The organism is Okeania sp., assembly GCF_983059655.1.
In genome coordinates this window covers 1-19836 of record NZ_CEZPJD010000056.1, presented here as the reverse complement: position 1 = coordinate 19836, position 19836 = coordinate 1, and the positions used below count along the sequence as shown (strand labels likewise).

The 19836-nt window shown below is 34.9% G+C and carries 12 protein-coding genes and 1 pseudogene; 11 read left to right on the top strand and 2 right to left on the bottom strand.

The genetic code is table 11. The features are described 5' to 3' along the window. The 3 genes and pseudogenes from AC3DU7_RS05825 to AC3DU7_RS05815 form a co-directional block, all read left to right on the top strand. Nucleotides 1–284 (top strand): annotated as a pseudogene (locus AC3DU7_RS05825) (penicillin-binding protein); the annotation flags it as partial. 402 nt (nucleotides 285–686) lie between these two features. Next, the gene (locus tag AC3DU7_RS05820) at nucleotides 687–1514 is read left to right on the top strand and encodes a PEP-CTERM sorting domain-containing protein (protein ID WP_488038409.1); all 828 of its coding nucleotides are present in this window, start codon (nucleotides 687–689) and stop codon (nucleotides 1512–1514) included. Between the two features lie 849 nt (nucleotides 1515–2363). Beyond that, the gene (locus AC3DU7_RS05815) at nucleotides 2364–2855 is read left to right on the top strand and encodes a hypothetical protein (protein ID WP_488038408.1); all 492 of its coding nucleotides are present in this window, start codon (nucleotides 2364–2366) and stop codon (nucleotides 2853–2855) included. 189 nt (nucleotides 2856–3044) lie between these two features. Here the strand turns inward: AC3DU7_RS05815 and AC3DU7_RS05810 are convergent, their stop codons facing one another. Beyond that, nucleotides 3045–3725, bottom strand: a complete 681-nt coding sequence (locus AC3DU7_RS05810; protein WP_488038407.1) for a pentapeptide repeat-containing protein — start codon at nucleotides 3723–3725, stop codon at nucleotides 3045–3047. Nucleotides 3726–4172: 447 nt separating this feature from the next. Continuing rightward, a complete protein-coding gene (locus AC3DU7_RS05805; protein ID WP_488038406.1) occupies nucleotides 4173–5093 on the bottom strand; it encodes a histone deacetylase family protein in 921 nt (306 codons plus the stop codon). A 255-nt stretch (nucleotides 5094–5348) separates the two neighbouring features. Here AC3DU7_RS05805 and gyrA point away from each other — a divergent pair, with 255 nt between their 5' ends. The 8 genes from gyrA (at nucleotide 5349) to AC3DU7_RS05765 (ending at nucleotide 19295) form a co-directional block, all read left to right on the top strand. After that, nucleotides 5349–8072, top strand: a complete 2724-nt coding sequence (gene gyrA, locus AC3DU7_RS05800; RefSeq protein ID WP_488038405.1) for a DNA topoisomerase (ATP-hydrolyzing) subunit A — start codon at nucleotides 5349–5351, stop codon at nucleotides 8070–8072. A 533-nt stretch (nucleotides 8073–8605) separates the two neighbouring features. After that, nucleotides 8606–8968, top strand: a complete 363-nt coding sequence (locus AC3DU7_RS05795; protein ID WP_488038404.1) for a 4a-hydroxytetrahydrobiopterin dehydratase — start codon at nucleotides 8606–8608, stop codon at nucleotides 8966–8968. A 248-nt stretch (nucleotides 8969–9216) separates the two neighbouring features. Beyond that, the gene (gene lnt, locus AC3DU7_RS05790; protein WP_488038403.1) at nucleotides 9217–10851 is read left to right on the top strand and encodes an apolipoprotein N-acyltransferase; all 1635 of its coding nucleotides are present in this window, start codon (nucleotides 9217–9219) and stop codon (nucleotides 10849–10851) included. 342 nt (nucleotides 10852–11193) lie between these two features. Further along, the gene (locus tag AC3DU7_RS05785; protein WP_488038402.1) at nucleotides 11194–12567 is read left to right on the top strand and encodes an ABC transporter substrate-binding protein; all 1374 of its coding nucleotides are present in this window, start codon (nucleotides 11194–11196) and stop codon (nucleotides 12565–12567) included. Nucleotides 12568–12999: 432 nt separating this feature from the next. Beyond that, nucleotides 13000–14373 carry an ABC transporter substrate-binding protein gene (locus AC3DU7_RS05780; RefSeq protein ID WP_488038401.1) on the top strand — a complete coding sequence of 458 codons (1374 nt, stop codon included), beginning with the start codon at nucleotides 13000–13002 and terminating at the stop codon, nucleotides 14371–14373. 461 nt (nucleotides 14374–14834) lie between these two features. Then, nucleotides 14835–16220, top strand: a complete 1386-nt coding sequence (locus AC3DU7_RS05775; RefSeq protein ID WP_488038400.1) for an ABC transporter substrate-binding protein — start codon at nucleotides 14835–14837, stop codon at nucleotides 16218–16220. Nucleotides 16221–16312: 92 nt separating this feature from the next. After that, on the top strand, nucleotides 16313–18343 hold the full coding sequence (locus AC3DU7_RS05770) for a sensor histidine kinase (RefSeq protein ID WP_488038399.1): 2031 nt from the start codon (nucleotides 16313–16315) through the stop codon (nucleotides 18341–18343). A gap of 199 nt (nucleotides 18344–18542) precedes the next feature. Further along, nucleotides 18543–19295: a cobalt-precorrin-6A reductase gene (locus AC3DU7_RS05765; RefSeq protein ID WP_488038398.1), complete on the top strand. Its 753-nt coding sequence runs from the start codon at nucleotides 18543–18545 to the stop codon at nucleotides 19293–19295. The last annotated feature ends 541 nt before the right edge of the window (nucleotides 19296–19836 follow it).

Below are 19836 nucleotides of genomic sequence, written 5' to 3'. Positions count from 1 at the left end.
GGTTTATTGGTTATATTCCGCAAGTGGCAACGGGAATATGGTTAGGGAATGATGATAACAAACCAACCTGGGGTGTAAGTAGTACAGCAGCTTTTAATTGGCGACAGTTTATGAAACAGATAGTTAAAGATATACCTGTTAAAGATTTTCCTGACAGACCCAGTTTTTATGACCGCGAACCTACTATTGAAGCTAAACCCGTGGAACCAGAATGGATTAGATATGGTCAAATTGGTCCGGATGGTAGGGATGTGAATGAGAGGAATGATGATAGAAATTATTAGACCTGCTTGATAAAAGCGTAAGAGTTTTTTCTTCTGTAGTAGCGATGGCCTTTGCCTAAAAAGTTTTAGCTAAAATTACTTTGTGAGCGGTAAAAACACAATAGACATCTCCAAAAATTAAAAATAAAATCAATTCTTATCCATAACTTATCAATTATTCTGCCCTGTTCCCTGTTCCCTGTTCCCTGTTCCCTCTTTTCTGGAGATGTCTAATAAGTGAACATTTTGAATAGGTAAGTGAACATTTTGAACAAGTAAGTGAGCAGAAAAGTGAACAAAAAAGTGAGCGATTGGATTCGGATTATTGTGGGATTATACGGATAGGTTAGGATCTCAAACTAACTTAGTATTTATTATTGTAAGTAAACAAAAGTTAGGAATCGCCCCATTTTTTAGGAAACAATGAAGATATCTAGATTAAAATTAAACCAATTAATTAAATGGAATTTCCCATTTAATTTTGCTTCTGGCCCGATTTCCCATATATCTCTCAGTGTCTTATCAATTATTTTATTGACCATGATGCCTGAAGTTGCCAAAGCTAGCACTTTTACCTTTGTAGGAGGGAACATGGATGGGTTCGATACTACTGATGGATTAGAAGAGTCTTCCCCCAGCAATGGCTCAGTTATCAACTTAATCGACCTATTTGACAGTTTTGGGATTAATTGTAACAGCAATCCGCGTTGTGAGATCAAAAATTTTGATGACAATAGATTCGATAAAGATTTTCTTCATACTTTTAACTTTGCTAATTTAGCAGGTACAATTACTTCTGCTGATTTAGAAATCCGAGTTAGAGGCAATGGTAGTAATGATACTATCATTCTTTACTTTGTCGATAGCGAAGGTAATCGAGTTCCTGAAGGACCTCCAATAAGTTGGAGTCGTTTTTTTGGCTCAGGAAATCGCTCAGACGGACTACTGAATACTTCTTGGACAGGTGGCAGGGACGAAACATTTTTCTTTGATTTGGCGGCTCTCCCTGTAGCTCCGCAGCAAGATCCCAACTTAGATCCTATCAATTTTCTCCCAATAATCAATAGTCTAGGATTTTTGGATATTCGGGTTCAGGATGACACAGCAGTTGATTATATTAAGTTAACAATTACAACAGACTCTGAGACAATCCCCGAACCCACCTCAACCCTATCCTTACTTACTCTCGGCACGTTAGGTACAACTTCAATCCTCAAGCGCAAGCTAAAACAATCCAAAGATAAAAAGTGAGGAAAAATCTGCTAAAAACAACCAATAAAACACAACAATACCCCTTCATAAATTGGAGGGGTTTATTTATTAGTTATCCCTCAATAATTAACCTTCATAACTATTAATTACCCCGTTCCATATCTATTATTTTCTCTCCTGACACCAAGCATGAAAAAAGAATGTTATATCATGTCCGTTGGTATCGTTTGTGTAAAAGTTAGCGTGGATATCTACAGGAAATTTAAGTTTTTTTCTTGCCTGTTGCCTGTTGCCTGTTGCCTGTTGCCTATTTACTATACAAGACCGATGCTACCGGACATGATATTACAAATAGTTTCAAACTTTAGATGTCGAATAATTTGCTGAAATTACTGAAGCATCTATGATTTTGCCCCCCTAGCCCCCCACAATTGGGGGGAATAAAACTCTAAAAGTCCTCCAAACTTGGGGGATGCGCGGGGGCTTGACCAGAACCAAAAAATCGCACATTCATACTTCAATTCAGCAACGCCTGATATCAAATCCTCATCACAATGAAAATTATCTTTCTTCATCTTAATTGTTAAAATCAACTTTTTCGTAAAGGTCACTAAAAACTATTTCAAAATTTAGAGCAGTTAACTTTAACCTTAACTCTCCAGATTCATAATAGGAACTTTGGGGAGTTTAGGGAGTTTGAGGAGTTTGGGAAGATAAAGAAAAATTGGGCAATAGCGCATCAGTTGGAACATTTTTTTATACCGAATTGAACGAATTTGATATGAGGTAAAAATTACCAAACTAGGGATTTTTTTTCTGGAATTTACTTTCTAATCTTGGAAGTAATAAGAAAGAAATAAATTACTGAATTTCAGGAGAATTTTTCCTATGACTATTCAAACAAAACTAAATAAAATTGTTAGCCTTGGTTTAGTTGCCTTAACCGCTACTTCTTTATCATTTGCAACTATAATTCCTACGAAAAGTGCTTTTGCGGAACCAATAAAACAAAAAAGTGTAACTCCAGATGTCATCAACGAAGGGATGAATGGAATATGGAATTTGCAATGGAGGGTAAATGGATGGTTACACAGGGGGCATTTAAGAATGGATGGAAATTTTGGAACTATGATTGTCAATGTTACTGGGCCTAATGGTAGAAGGGTTTATGCCCAACAACAAATGAATATGGTTCCTAGCAGAAGTGGTTACACTATGCAGGGTAGTACACCTACTTATCCTGGCAGTAATGCAAGAAACTATGCTTATCAGTCTGATACTTTTTATATTGAGTCAGATCGTTATGGTGATTGGGAAATGAAAAATTGTTCTGATTATTCTGGTTGTATTCCAGTGAGAATGACCAGAATTGATAGATAAATTAAAGAAGCAGTTAGCAATAGAAACAAAATCTTGTAGGGACGTTCCATGGAACGTCCCTACTGTGATGCAGGAAAACCGCTGTAAGTGAATATACTTTACGTTAATGTGCGTTGTACGCCAGCAAACAAAAAACTTTATCCCTTCTCACCTTTTCTTCCCTCCTGCCTCCTGCCTTCTGCCTTCCTTCTACTCATTAATTGAACCATCAGGCATAATTGTTCCTCTCAGAATTACTCCATTTAAATCTACATCAGTAATAATTGCACCTTCTAAATTAGCATTACTTAAATTAGTTTCTTGTTTATAACCCCGAAAATAGAAACTATGAAAATCTGTTCCACTTAAATTAGTATCAGCAAGATTGGCGTATTCTAAATTAGTACCACGGAGACTAGCATTACTTAAATTAGCCTTTTCTAGATTTGCTCCCCAGAGTCTTGCTTCTAACAAATTAGCATCAACTAAATTGGCATTACTTAAGTCTGCTAAAGTTAGGTCGGCTTCCAATAAACGAGTGTTACTTAAGTTTGAATTTGTTAAATTAGCCCTATTAATATCTGCCCCATATAGATTAGCTCCTGTTAAATTAGCTCCTGTTAAATTAGCCCCCGAAAAGTTAGCACCATTTAAATCTGCATCCTGGAAATTTACACCAGTTAAATTAGCTCCCGAAAGATTAGCATTGCTTAAATTAGTTCCATGTAAATCTATTTCACTTAAATCACACTGTTTCCATAAAAATGATACGCACCAATTATTTTGTAAAAGATTATTAATATCTTCAGTATTAGCTGCTATGACTGGTGCGGATAAACTAAAAAAAATTAAATGAATTGCTAAAGTAATAGCTACTAGAAATTTCATCATACCTCATTATTTTTATTGAATATAAATTACATTTTTTTGAACCTAATATATAAAGTAGAAAATACCAGAACAGGGAAAATTTATCAATCTATGGACGTTGCATACAACGTCCTTACCCGCACCCCTAGTTCCCAATTCTCCATAGACACGGGGATGGGGAGACACGGGGACGCGGAGACACGGGGATGGAGGTTTTTAATTTATGATTATAAAGTTGACTTTATCATCCAAAGAAGTAGAAGTGCCCATAATTTTCTCCCCATCAGGCTTTGAGAGAAACGCCAAAATTTAGAATGAAACAGCCCTCCCTACTCCTCTACTCAAATAAACATAGCAATTTAAGTTTTTTTCTTGCTCTTAAATCTTCCTCCTTCTTTCATCTTCCTTACCTTTACACTTACAATACTAATGCCTCCGGAGATGATTATAAATCCTGATTCAAATCACTTACAAACAACTTTCAATTGTTGCTACTACTGATTGAGATAAACTAGGTAGGTCATAACCACCTTCTAAACCAAATAAGATTTTGCTGGTTATTTGCAAACAATATTTTGTAAATGTTCCGTAGTCTTCTGGTTGTAGGGAAATACCTGCTAATGGATCGTCATGGTTGGCATCATAGCCAGCGCTAACAATCAATAAATCGGGTTGAAAGTTAGCTAAAAAGGGTACAACTTTTTGCTCGAATGTGGGTTGATAGATCGCCATTGTGGTACCTGGTGACATGGGTAAATTTAGTATATTATTGTGGGAACCATGTTCGTCAGCATAGCCAGTGCCAGGATAGCAGGGAGATTGATGGAGGGAACAGTACACTATATTTTCGCATTTTTCTACAATTTCTTGAGTACCATTACCATGATGTACATCCCAGTCTAAAATGGCGACTTTGTTAATACCTGGTTTCTCTAGAGCATAATGAGCTGCGATCGCTGCATTGGAAAATAAGCAAAATCCCATACCTCGTTGACTTTCAGCGTGATGACCAGGGGGTCTTGCCAACACAAACGCCGGATTTGCATTTGTTAATACTTGATCGACTCCATCTAACCAAGCACTTATGGCTAACAATGCCACATCATAACTTTTGGCAGAAACTGGTGTATCTCCATCCAAATAACCGCCACCTCGATCGGCTATTTCTGCTACTGCTTGAATATGACTACGGGAGTGAACTTTTTCTAGTATTGTCATCAATGATGAATGTCGCTGTTTCACAGGGGTGGGCGATCGCCATTGCAATTGGCCATTGTGAGGAAAAGTCTGGAGAGTTTTGACAATAGCAGTTAAACGTTCTGGTCGCTCTGGGTGTAGCATACCAGTTTTGTGTTCGAGAAATTCATCGGAATAAATAACAGAAATCATAAGTTAATTTTAGATATTAGATTTTGTCCCCTGCAATGAAACTTTTTATTGTAATCATACCAAGATTTGAACTTTAAATCGAATTGAAAATACTCGGACGTTTTTGAGCTAATTTTATTAAAAATAGACATGAAATATGCTATAATTTTAGACGTAAACAGCATAATTTTGCAAATACACCGAACTTAATCGGGCGAAATTCCATTTTTTCGGTTTTTTGTTAATTATTATATATTTAACAGAGTTTTTCATTATATGACTACTTCTGAGTCACGAATTGTACCAACCGATCTCCGTAATGAAATGTCCCAATCATACCTAGAATACGCCATGAGCGTGATCGTAGGTAGGGCATTACCAGATACTAGGGATGGTCTCAAACCCGTACATCGTCGCATACTCTATGCTATGAACGAATTAGGGTTAACAGCAGACCGCCCTTTTCGTAAATGCGCTCGTGTGGTAGGAGAAGTACTGGGTAAGTATCATCCCCACGGCGATACGGCAGTTTATGATGCTTTGGTGCGAATGGCTCAGGATTTTTCAATGCGATCGCCCCTCATCCACGGTCACGGTAATTTTGGTTCTGTAGATAATGACCCACCTGCAGCTATGCGTTATACAGAGTGTCGTCTACAAGCGCTCACTTCTGATGCCATGTTGCGGGATATTGATGCAGAAACAGTAGATTTTGTAGATAATTTTGATGGTTCTCAACAGGAACCGTTGGCACTTCCTTCCCGTATTCCTCAACTATTCCTCAACGGTTCGTCTGGTATTGCAGTGGGCATGGCAACTAATATTCCTCCTCACAATTTGGGGGAGCTTATTGATGGTTTGTTAGCACTGATCGAGAACCCAGAAATAACTGATACGGAGTTAATGCACTACATTCCCGGACCGGACTTTCCTACAGGTGCTCAAATCCTTGGAAAATCTGGTATCCGCGATGCTTATACCCTCGGCCGTGGTTCCATAACCATGCGGGGTGTCGCCACCATAGAAACCCTCGAACAGCGTGGTCGCCCTGACAAAGAAGCTATTATTGTCACAGAGTTACCTTACCAAACTAATAAAGCAGCTTTAATTGAAAAAATTGCCGAACTGGTTAATGACAAAAAAATTGATGGCATTTCTGATATTAGGGATGAAAGCGATCGTGACGGAATGCGGATAGTCATCGAACTCAAACGAGATGCTTATCCTAGAGTTGTACTCAATAATCTTTATAAACAAACCACCCTACAAGCCAACTTTGGAGCAAATATTTTAGCATTAGTAAATTCAGAACCCCAGTTACTAACGCTGAAAAAATATCTCGAAGTATTCCTAGATTTTCGGATAGAAACTATTACGAGAAGGACTCAATACGAACTCCGAAAAGCTGAAGAAAGAGACCATTTATTACAAGGTTTACTAATTGCTTTAGATAACCTAGATGCAATTATTCAATTAATTCGTCAGGCTGCGGATACTCCTGCTGCTAAACAAGAACTAATTGAAAATCATGGTTTATCTGAAGTACAATCAGATGCAATTTTACAAATGCAGTTAAGAAGATTAACAGCATTAGAAGCACAAAAAATTGAACAAGAGCATGAAGAATTACTGCTAAAAATTGCCGATTTGCAAGATATATTAGCAAAACGGGAAAGGATTTTAGAAATTATTGAAACTGAAGCTTTAGAAATAAAAGAACGCTATGCTAGTCCAAGAAGAACTATCATTGAACTAGCAGAAGGTGAGCTAGATGATACAGATTTAATTGCCAATGAAAAAGCAATTATTCTATTAACAGAACAAGGCTATATTAAACGGATGCCAGTTAATACTTTTGAGGCTCAAAGTCGAGCAACTCGTGGTAAGTCTGGTACGAAAATGAAAGATGATGATGGAGTTGAACATTTTCTCAGTTGTTGTGACCATGATAGTATTTTATTCTTTACTCAAAGAGGTGTTGTTTATTGTCTAAATGCTTATCAAATTCCTATTGGTTCTCGTATAGCAAGGGGCGTACCAGTGGTACAAATGTTACCAATTCCACGAGATGAAAAAGTAACTTCTATAGTGGCAGTTTCAGAATTTACTGATGACGAATTTTTAGTAATGTTGACCAAAGGTGGATATATTAAAAAAACACCTTTATCCGCATTTTCTAATATCCGTTCTAATGGGTTAATCGCTATTTCTCTTGCCGAAGGCGACCAATTGAGGTGGGTGAGAAGAGCAAAAGTTGATGATAGTGTGATAATTGCTTCTAGTTCTGGTATGGCAATTCACTTTAGAACAGATAATAAGCAATTGCGTTCTTTGGGTCGTAATACTAGAGGGGTAAAATCAATGAAATTGATGGAGGGTGATGAGTTAATTAGTATGGATATTTTACCCAGTTCAATTGTAGATGAAATTGCTGATATTGATGAGGAAGAATTAGAACTAGAAGAAGCAGAATTAGAACTAGAAATAGAGGAGGAAGAAACTGAAGAAACTACATCAACTAATAATAGTGGTCCATGGGCATTAGTTATTACTACTGGCGGTTATGGAAAGCGGGTGCCAGTTTCTCAATTTACCCTACAAAACCGAGGTGGAAAAGGTCGTATTGCTACTAAGTTTAAGAAGAAGAAAAAGAAACAAGATCAATTAGCTTCTTTACGAATAGTTAATGAAACTGAAGAATTAATAATGATTACTACTCGCGGAATTATTATTCGTCAGGCAATTGATGCTATTTCGATTCAATCTCGTAGTGCTACAGGAGTAAGGGTACAAAAATTAGATGACGCAGATAGCATCGCAGAAGTGGCTTTAGTTCCGGCAACGGAAGAAGATATGGAAGAAACAGAAGATATAGACACAGAAGAAACAGACGAGATAGATGCAGAAGATATAGACGAAGATGAAGACGAAGAAGATATGGAAGATATAGACGAAGACGAAGAAGATGAAGATATAGACGAAGAAGATATGGAAGAATAAGTAAGTATTTAAGGCGTTGCATAAATGCGATGATTTTAATAGTTTTGTGGAATGGGCATCTTGCCCGTTCCCGTTTCTGATATTTTCGGGTAGGCAGGATATCTGTCCTACTTATATTCATCCCGCCCCTCAGCAATGCCAAGTATTTAAAGATAAGAGTCTATATTAGACATCTTCAGAAAAGAGGGAGTAGTGGGAAATAATTGATAATTTATGTGTGATGATTTATTTTATTTTTTATTATTGAAGATGTCTATCTAATCTCCCCTACTCTCAGCTATATGGTAAGCATTTAACCGGATTTGATATTAGGAGTGGGTTAACTCCTAAGCAGTAACCTAAATATTTGTAGCAAAGATTTATTAAACTAGTATTAAGTAGGTCGGTGTTGAAAATTATCGTTATGTAAAGGCAGAAGGAAAGAGAGTTTTGAACAAGTTTACTTTTCGTTAGATACTTATGTTTTTTTGCACCATCCTACTTATATTCAATTATTTTGATAAATTTTATATCTAAATCAAAAATATTTATTCATGGAATTTTATTCTTCCTTTTTATTAGTACAAAAAACTGAGATTCACAATATAAAACTCTTAAGTGAAATAGAAAGTTATCGATATTTACAAGACTTATCAAATTGGCAGATAAAAGATAATAAACTATCCTATACTCATAAATTTCAAAACTTTGTTGAAGCCATCAATTTTGTCAATTGTTTAGTCACGCCAACAGAAACAGCAAATCATCATCCGGATATTTTCATTTCCTACAATCAAGTTACCATAAATTTGACTACCCATGATGTAGGTGGATTAACGGCATTAGACTTTGAGTTAGCAACAACTATTTCTCAGTTAATCAAAACTTGGAAATCAGATCAACAATGTCAATTTTAATTTAAGCATTCAGCTATTAGCTATCAGCTATCAGCTATTAATTTTGAGAAAGGTAAGAGCAACGATTGAAATTAAGAAATAATAAAAATTACTGCCAAAGTATATGATATAACTACTAAAAATACCTTATACCAATTTCATAAAATATTGCTACAGTGGTTTTCTCTGCTGGTCGGAATTTAGAGATTAATACTGTAACGACCTTTTTTGAATTTGGTATTAAATATTTGCAGTAAACATTTATAAAAATGAAATTATTCATAACATTTATTAGTGGCATTTTCATGGGAATGACCACAGCACCAGTAAACGCATGGTTTCTTGCATGGGTGGCTCTAGCTCCTTTGTGGGTGTTAGTAATTCAACAAGAAAAATACTTTGATAAATTTTTATTAGGTTTAGTTTGGGGAATAGGTTATCACGGTGTAGCTTTATTTTGGATAACCGGAATTCATCCTATGACCTGGTTAGGAGTTCCTTGGTTAGCTAGTGTAGCGATCGCTCTATTTTGTTGGATTTTTATCACTCTTTGGGGAGCAATTTTAGTTGCTATTTGGGCTTATTTATTTGGAGTTTTAACTCCTACATATTTCTCAGGGAAAATATTCTCATTTTCCAGAGTTTTGTTAGGTATAACTTTATGGTGTTGTTTAGAGAAAATTTGGAGTTTAGGAAGTCTTTGGTGGACTTCTTTATCTTTGACTCAGAGCAACTATAATTTAGTAATTTTACACCTTAGTCAATTATCAGGACCAATTACAGTAACAGCAGCTATTGTCACAGTAAACGCTTTATTTGGGGAAGCTTTTCTTCAAGCAAAATTACAGGGAAACTCAGAAAAAATTCAATCAATTAAATTTGGGAAAAAACAAAATAATTCAGATAAACTTAACCTATTTTTTAAACCTTCATTATTCATTATTCATTATTCCTTCTTCCTTCCAATTACAATTTTTATGTTTTTCCACATAGTAGGATTTAGTCTCTATAATATTCCTTTAAATCCCGATTCAGAAACAGCATTAAAAGTAGGAATTATTCAAGGAAATATTCCTAATGAAATTAAGTTAAATTCTACAGGTTGGTATCGTGCCCTGGAGGGTTACACAGCAGGATATAAAAAATTAGCAGACCAAGGTGTTGACGCTGTATTAACACCAGAAACAGCTTTACCTTTTTTGTGGACAAATCAAAATAATCGTAGGTTCCTTTCTTTTTATCAAGCAATTTTAGAGAAAAAAGTAGTAGCTTGGGTAGGTGGTTATGGCAAACAAGATAATAATCTGACTAACAGTATATTTACTGTAGATAATACAGGAGAAATTTTTAGTCGTTATGACAAAATTAAATTAGTACCTCTAGGAGAGTTTATTCCTTTCAATGAAGTATTAGGAAAACTAATAGATAGACTCTCACCTTTAGACGCTCATTTAGTAGCTGGAAAAGCAGATCAAATATTTGATACACCCTTTGGTAAAGCAATAGTTGGAATTTGTTATGACTCAGCTTTTTCCGAAGTATTTCAAAGACAAACCGCAGCAGGGGGAGAATTTATTTTAACAGCAGCTAATAACGCTCATTATAGTTCAACAATGCCAGCTCAACATCATGCTCAAGATGTAATGCGGGCGATCGAAACTGATAGATGGGCGGTACGAGCAACTAATACAGGTTATTCTGGAATAGTAGACCCTCATGGTAGAACAATTTGGCTATCTGGAATTAATAGTTATGAAACTTATACAACTAGGATTTATCGGCGAAATAGCCAGACTTTATATGTAAAACTGGGTGATTGGTTAACACCACTATTAATTTTAGGGGGAGTATTAACAAAAATAACTTTCTGGATATTTTTAGGAAGTAGGGGATATAGGAAGTAGGATAGGAAAAAAGTCAAAAATATAGTGGATTTCACCTTGTTGAGGTACAATCATGCGGGTAAGATGCCCGCAATTAACTTTTGCCTTGTCGTTTAGACAAATATTATCTGTTGCTGAATTGTATCAAAAATCGTAAGTATTCAGCTATTAGCAGTCAGCTATCAGCTTTTAAAACCTAAAGCTTAAGGACAATATTTAAACGAATATAGACATAAAAACTGGCTTTTGTGGTAATTTTTAATTTGAGAATTAAAAAGCTTTTATCGCTTACTAAAAGCAATAGCTGATAGCTAATAGCTGATAGCTGAATGCTTACCAAAAATTTAATAAACTATAAAAAAAATGAACAAAAAATTGTTTGTATTTATCCTTTTTATGGTCAGCTTACTTATAGTAACCTGTGCCAATCAATCTGCTAAATTAGACCCTCAAGAAACACCTTTAACTCCATTAACAATTTGGTGGACAAAAGGTTTCTATCCTGAAGAAGATGAAGCTATTAAACAAATAGTTGCTCAGTGGGAGAAAAAAAGTGGTTATCCAGCTCAAATTCTTTTTTTAAACGATGATGAAAATTTAAAAACGACTCTTCTTGAGGCTGTAGCAGCAGAAAAACCTCCAGATATTGTTTATAATTATGGACTAGAATTTGGTATAAGTCCTCGCCTGGCATGGGAAGATAAATTAGCAGATGTTTCTGATGTGATTGAGCCTGTTAAATCTCTTTATACTGGAACAGCTCTTGCATCTGTTTATTTAAATAATAATGTAGCTAAAAAACGTAGTTATTATGCAGTGCCAATCCAGCAACAAACTATACATATCCATTATTGGCAAGATTTGCTCAAAGAAATTAATTTACAAAAGTCAGATATACCTAATGAATGGGATAAGTTTTGGCAATTTTGGCAAAATGCTCAAAAGAAAATCCGTCAAAAAGATAAATCAGAAATTTATGGCATTGGTTTAACTATGTCTGCTGCTTCTGTAGATAACTTTTATGAATTTGAACAAATGTTAGAAGTTTATGATGTTAATTTATTAGATAAAAATGGAAAACTGCAAGTAGATAAACCCGAAGTCCGCCAAGGAATAATTACAGTATTAAATTGGATTACTAATCTTTATAAAGATGGATATATACCCCCAGATTCAGTTCAATGGGCAGCAGTAGATAATAACGTTAGTTTTCTGAATCGTAATTTATTAATGGTCGCTAATCCTACTTTATCAATTCCTACTTCACAAAGACAAGATCCAGAAGTTTACCAAAACCAAATTCAAACAATTGAATTTCCTGATGAACCGGATGGAGAACCAGCAAAATACCTAGTATCTGTTAAACAAATACTTACTTTTCAATCATCCTCTAATTTAGAGCAAGCTAAGGATTTTTTATCCTTTTTTATTCGCCCAGAAAACATAAGTGAATATTTGCAACTTTCAGGAGGAAGATATTTCCCAGTAATGCCACAATTATTATCAGATAAATTTTGGCAAGACAATAGCGATCCCCATATTTCTGTGGCAGTTAAACAATATCAAGAAGGTGCTACTCGACCATTTAATTATGTAGTTAATCCTGCTTACTCTCAAGTATTATCAGAAAATGTTTGGGGTCAAGCAATTGAACAAGTAATTGTTGATGGATTATCAATAGAAGATGCTACAGATAAAGCAATTGCTAAAATACAAGAAATATTTGCTCAATGGTAAACCAATTATGTAAGTATTTCCTGCGGAATGCTACGCAAATAGCTATTAACAATCAGCTTTTCAGTTCGTAATGCTACGGAAACAGCTTTTTAATGAATGAAGACAGCTTTATTTTAACTTCTACTACATTTTTAACCAAAGTATTATAAAAATTTAGCTATGAGTAGTTACCTCTCAGCTTTTTAATTAATGAATCCGGCTTTATTTTAACTTCTACTACATTTTTAACCAGAGTATTGAAGTACAAAAAAGACTCGCTTGAGTTGTGAATATATGCAATTTTGTGGTAATAAATGAGTTAATAATTCATCGCTGATAGCTGAATGCTGACGGCTGTTTGCGCAGCATTCCGGAGGAAACGCTTACCCAATTATTAACTAAAAATTCCCAAGTTAAAATTTGAACTGAAGTATCTGAAAAAAAAACATGATTATGAGACGTCAATTATTCAGATTAATTGGGTTATTTATACTCAGTTTAATATTACTTACTTGTAGCTCTAATCAAACTCAAAATCATCTGCAAAAAGTTCAGTCAGATCCAACTTTAACAATTTGGTGGAATCGGGGATACTATCCAGAACAAGATGAAGCTCTAAAAAAAGTAGTTGCTGAGTGGCAAGAAAAAACTAACAAAAAGGTTGAACTTTTATTTTTCAGTGAAGATGATATTTTACAAGTAATTATTGATGCTTTAGCAGTAAATAAACCTCCCGATATTCTCTTCTCTGAAAGAGCAGAATTTACTTTGATTCCGCAATGGGCGTGGCAGGGAAAATTAGTAGATGTTTCAGATGTAATTAAACCTGTCAAAAATTTCTATAGTGATGCTGCTCTGAAGTCTGCTTATTTGTACAACAATATTGAATCTAAATTTTCTAATTATGCCGTACCAATAATGCAGCAAGGCATACATATTCACTACTGGAACGATTTAATACTTAAGGCTGGTTTGGCAGAGAAAATACCAGAAAAATGGGATGAATTTTGGCAGTTTTGGCAAAATGCACAAAAAGCTTTACCTCAAAAAAATGACAATAAGATTTATGGTTTGGGTTTACCTATGTCTATTTATAGTACAGATACTAATGTTGTATTTGAACAAATTTTGGCAGCTAATAATCTGCAAATTGTGGATCGACAGGGGAATTTACAAATAGATAAACCAGCAGTAAGACAGAAAATTATTGAAATTTTAGATTGGTACACCAGCTTTTATAAAAATGAATATGTGTCACCTAATGCAGTTAATTGGCTTAATTCAGATAATAATTCTGATTTCCTCAACCGCAATATATTAATGACAATTAATGCAACTATGTCAATTCCTGTTTCCCAAAAGGAAGATGAAGAAATTTACTTAAATAAAATTAAAACTATCGAGTTTCCCAATAATCCTAATGGAGCAAAACCTATATATTTAGTATCTATCAAAAAACCTGTAATTTTTACATCTTCTGCTCATCCCAAATTGGCAAAAGAATTTTTATCATATTTAATAAAACCAGATAATTTAGGAGCTTATATTAAAGGTGCAAAAGGTCGCTATTTTCCAATTATGCCTCAACTATGGCAAGACCCATTCTGGAGCAATACAAAAGACCCTCATATTTCTGTAGCATCTAAACAATTTACCGAATATAAAACTCGTTTATTTGAGAATTCTATTAACCCCAGTTATTCTCAAATAAATTCAGAAAATATTTGGGGTAAGGCAATGCGACAAATTTTAATAGAAGGTTTATCGTCAACTGAAGTAACCGATATAGCTATTGAGCGAATTACAGAAATATTTTCTCAGTGGTAATACCGTTTCACGGAATTCAAAAGTCATGCATTATGATTTTATAGACTCATAACTTTTACCAAAAAATTAGGTCCAAAGCCTCCCCTTTTAAGGGAATGAAAAAGCGGTCGTTTTGATACGCGACATGTTTGCGGAGCATTCCAGACAGAAATTGTGCAGCGCACCCGTTGGGTGGGATGGCGATCTTCGGAGCGGCTCTGATAAGAGCGGGTTTCCTCGCCATATCCAATCGACCAAGAGAATATTCAGTTCAATATTTCAAGCCTCCGATTAAAGCCGGAGGTATTGATAACTGATAACTGATAACTGATAACTGAAATGACCCGTTAAGTAGGGAATGATTCAAGAATCACACGAGTTTCAGGAAATTATTTCACATACGTAGTTTGAAACTATCTGTGGCATTTCTCAAGTGAAATTGATATAATGAAAAAGAATAATTTTTAAACTCGATGATAATTATGAGACATAAATTTTTATCAATAATTTTGTTGTTTATACTGAGTTTTATCTTAGTAACTTGTAGTGCAAGTCAGCCTCAAAATTATGTCCAAAAATCTCAGTCAGATCGAGTTTTAACAATTTGGTGGAATCGAGGATTTTACCCAGAGCAAGATGAAGCTCTACAAAAAGTTATTGCTAATTGGCAGGAAAAAACTAACAAAAAAGTTGAAATTTCGTTTTTTAGTACAGATGAAATTTTAGCAGCAGGTAGTGATGCTCTAGCAGCAGGTAAACCACCGGATATATTTTTTTCTCAGATAGGAGAATTTACTTTGATTCCTCAATGGGCGTGGGAGGGTAAATTAGTAGATGTTTCAGATGTAATTGAACCTGTCAAAAATTTATACACTGATAGTGTTTTGAAATCTGTTTATTTATACAACAATATTGAGTCTAAATCTTCTAATTATTCAGTGCCAATAATGAAGCAAAGCCTCCATCTTCACTACTGGTATGATCTAATTCGTGAGGCAAATTTGGGAGAAGAAATACCAAAAAATTGGGATGAATTTTGGCAGTTTTGGCAAAATGCGCAAAAAAATTTACGTCAACAAGGCAAAAATAATATTTATGGTTTAGGTTTACCTATGTCTATTGATAGTACAGATACTTCTACTGTCTTTGAACAAATTTTGGAGCTTAACAATTTACAAATAGTAGATGAACAGGGCAAACTACAAATAGATAAACCAGAATTCAGACAAAAAATTATTGATATTTTAGAATGGTACACTAGCTTTTATAAAAATGGGTATGTTCCGCCTAATGCGGTTAATTGGCGCAATTCTGATAATAATACGAATTTCCTCAATCGCAATAATTTAATGACAATTAATCCAAGTATGTCGATTCCTGGTTCTCAGCAAGAAGATGAAGAAATTTACTTTAATCAAATGAGAACTATTGACTTTCCTAATAATCCTGATGGAGCAAAACCTACATCTGTAGTATTTATCAAACAACCTGTAATCTTTACATCTTCTGCTCATCCCAAATTGGCAAAAGAATTTTTATTATATTTAGTACAACCAGAAAATTTAGGACCTTATATTAAAGGTGCCAGAGGTCGCTATTTTCCAATTATGTCTCAACTTTGGGAAGACCCATTTTGGAGGGATACAAAAGACCCTCACATTTCTGTAGCATCTCAACAATTGACTGCAAATCAAGCTCGTTTATTCAACAATTCTATTAGTCCTGCTTATTCTCAAGTATATTCAGAAAATATTTGGGGTAAGGCAATGCGACAAATTTTAATTGAAGGTTTATCGCCAACTGAAGCAACAGATATAGCTATTAAACAAATTACAGAAATATTTTCTCAGTGGCAAACTCGGCAATAAAGATAATATGGCAAAGTCAAAAATGAGGATGTTAAGTCATGTATTTCTGGAAAAAAAGCCTCCTAATTCAGATTGTTGGCTCTTTTTTAATATTGTCGTTGATAACAATATCAATTGTTGGGTATACAACATTTAGTCAAGCACGAATATCTTTAAAAGAATCCCTTTTCGACCGTCTTAGTTTTGCTGCCAAACTTAAAGAAAATGAACTTAATCGTTGGATATTAGATCGACGTCAAAATATCTTAGCGATCGCCGAATTACCAGAAATTAATAACCAAGCAAAAATTCTACTAACAAGCAAAAAATCTACTCCAGAATATGAATCATCTCAAGCTTCTCTAAAAACTTCTTTAACATCTTTCGTTACTAATCTTGGTAGCTTACAAGAAATTTTTATTTTAACCAGAAGTAGCAGAATTTTAGTTTCCAGTAATTCTAATAAAGTAGGCAAATATCAACCTTTAGTTCAATATAGCGAAGTAACAAAATCTACCACAGATTATTTGATTTCCAACTTTTACCACTCTGCTGAAACAGGTAAACCTATGATTAGTTTTGCTATCCCTATCCTCAGTGAAAATGGTAAGCAGCTAGGAATGCTTGCTGCCCACCTTAACTTAGACAGAATTGATAGTATTATTCGCGAGCAAGCAGGTTTAGGAGAAACATCAGAAACCTATTTAGTAGGTAATATTGGTAGTAGTTTGTCGAGGAGAAATGTATTTGTTTCAGCTACAAAATTTGGTTCAGAGGAATTTCCTGATGGTATTAATAGTAAAGGTATTAATAATGCTATTAATGGCAAGAATGGCCAAGGATTGTATATAAATTATAGAGGAGTACCAGTTATTGGTGTTTATCGGTGGCTCGAATATCAAGACTTAGCATTATTAGCAGAAATAGAACAAACAGAAGCATTTGCACCTGCTCGTCATCTTGCTAGTTCAATTTTGGTAATTGGTTTGACATTAGCTTTAGTCATGGCAATAGCTATGTTGTTATTAGGTCGTCAAATTGTACGACCAATTTTAGCGATCGCTCAGACAGCTAAATTAGTAACTGCAGGGGATCTAACCCAAAAAGTACCAGTAATAACTCAAAATGAAATTGGTTTTCTTGCTCAAACTTTTAATCAAATGATTCAACAATTAAAAAATTCATATCAGCAACTATCTGATTACAGTCATGTTTTAGAAATAAAAGTCGATGAAAGGACCCAAGAATTAACAATAAAAAATGCCGATCTTGAACAAACTCTTCAAAAATTAAAAGAAACTCAAGCTCAATTAATTCAGAATGAAAAAATGGTGAGTTTAGGTCAGTTAGTTGCCGGAGTTGCCCATGAAATTAATAACCCTGTTAGCTTTATCTATGGCAATATTAAACCTGCTAGAGATTATACAGAAAATATATTAGATTTACTCAACTTTTATCAGCAATATTATCCAGATCCAGTAGCTGAGATTAGAGACAAAGAAAATATAATAGAATTAGATTTTATCAAAGAAGATTTTCCTAGATTACTTAATTCGATGGAAGAAGGTTCTAGCAGAATTAAAGAAATAGTTTTATCCTTACGCAACTTTTCCCGTCACGATGAATCTTCTCTAAAAGAAGTAGACCTTCACGAAGGTATTGATAGTACCTTACTAATTTTGCAAAGTCGCCTCAAGCCCAAGGTCGGATTTCCAGAAATTAATATAATTAAAGAATATAATAATTTGCCATTAATCAAATGTTTGGCAGGTCAAATAAATCAAGTTTTTATGAATATTATAGCTAACGGTATTGATGCTTTAGAAATGTCTTGGGAACAATCAAACTCTAGATTTTGTAATATTCAACCCTATATTAAAATTCAGACTAAAGTTATCAATAAAGATTGGATAGCTATCCATATTACTGATAATGGAATGGGAATACCAGAAGAAGTGAAAAACCGAATATTTGATCCATTTTATACAACAAAACCTGTGGGGAAAGGCACGGGTTTAGGATTATCTTTAAGTTATCAAATTATAGTGGAAAAACACAATGGAAAATTTTATTGTAATTCCGTAGTCGGTCAGGGTACAGAATTTGCGATCGAATTGCCCATTGTTGATAGTTACCATTCTTGAATAATAGACATCTCCAGAAAAGAGAGTATCGGGAGTAGGGAGTAGGGAGTAGAAAAGAAGAAAAACAACTGTACCTCAGTAATACCATGTCCGGATAAGAGCGCGATCAAAAAACTCTTTGTTCTTCTTTATTTCCTTCTGACTGGTGACTCCTAATAAATATCCTAGCTATTTGTAGCAAATATTTACACGATCTAACATGACAAAACAAAAACGAGTGCTGATTTTGGGAGGCACTGGAAATGGATGGAAACTGGCAGCTTTAGCTACTACAATACCAGAGTTAGAGGTAATCAATTCTCTAGCGGGTCGCACTCGTCAACCTTCGATAAAATCTACCCATACAAGAATAGGGAGTTTTGGTGGTGTACCAGGGTTAACAGAATATCTACGAGCGCAACAAATAGATTTGTTAATTGATGCAACTCATCCTTTTGCAGTTCAAATTTCTTGGAATGCAGCGATCGCCACTTCAGAATTGAATATTCCTCGTTTGATGCTCATCTCCCCTGCATGGGAAAAAACTGAAGGCGATCGCTGGGTAGAAGTTGCAAATAACGAAGCTGTTATCGAAATTTTACCAAAATTAGCTCAACGAGTATTTCTGAGCATTGGTCGTCAAGAGTTAGCAAGTTATGCTCATCTCAACAACCTCTGGTTTTTAATGCGAACCATAGATCCACCTCAACTAAATGCCTTAATACCTCCAGGAAAAATATTGACTAAGCGTGGACCTTTTTCCTTATTAGAAGAGCGATCGCTTTTAGAGAAATATAATATTGAGGCGATCGTTAGTAAAAATAGTGGTGGCGATGCTACCTATGCCAAAATTATTGCGGCACGGAAATTATGTATTCCAGTAATAATGATCCAACGACCTCCCCTTCCTGATGGAAAACAGGTAACTGATGTAGAAAGTGCCGTTTCTTGGATCGGAAATTATATTTATTGAGTTCCACAGCAGTATAGCGCTACGCGCAAGTCAGAAGTCAGAAGTCAGAAGTTAGAAGTTAGAAGTAATCCCTGACGCTCGTTTGAGCGTCTATAATTGCCCTAACCTATTTGCGTAATGCTATAATAGCAATTTGAAAAAAGAATGTTACGAATAATAAGTGCAATAAAAAGACTTTACAAGAAATGTCCCTTTGACAAAGCGGTGCGACCCCGCGACGACGCCAGCTCGCTTGCGGAATGCCGACCAAGAGAGGGAATGCGCACCAAGAGAATAAAGATAATCTAAGACATAAAAACTGGTATTAAATCTATTCCCATACGACTCCAGGATTCTGAATTCTGAATTCTGGATTCTAAACTTTATAATTCTACACCTAGTGGCGTGTCAAGCTGAAAATGGTGTATTCAATTTTTGAGTATAATTCTTGCTATGACTAAGGTTTGGAGAATTTTCCTAAAACACTATTTCAAGCTTGACGCGCTACTAAAGTGAGAATGAAACAGCCCTGCGCTCAACAATGGGATGTTGTCCATAAAAA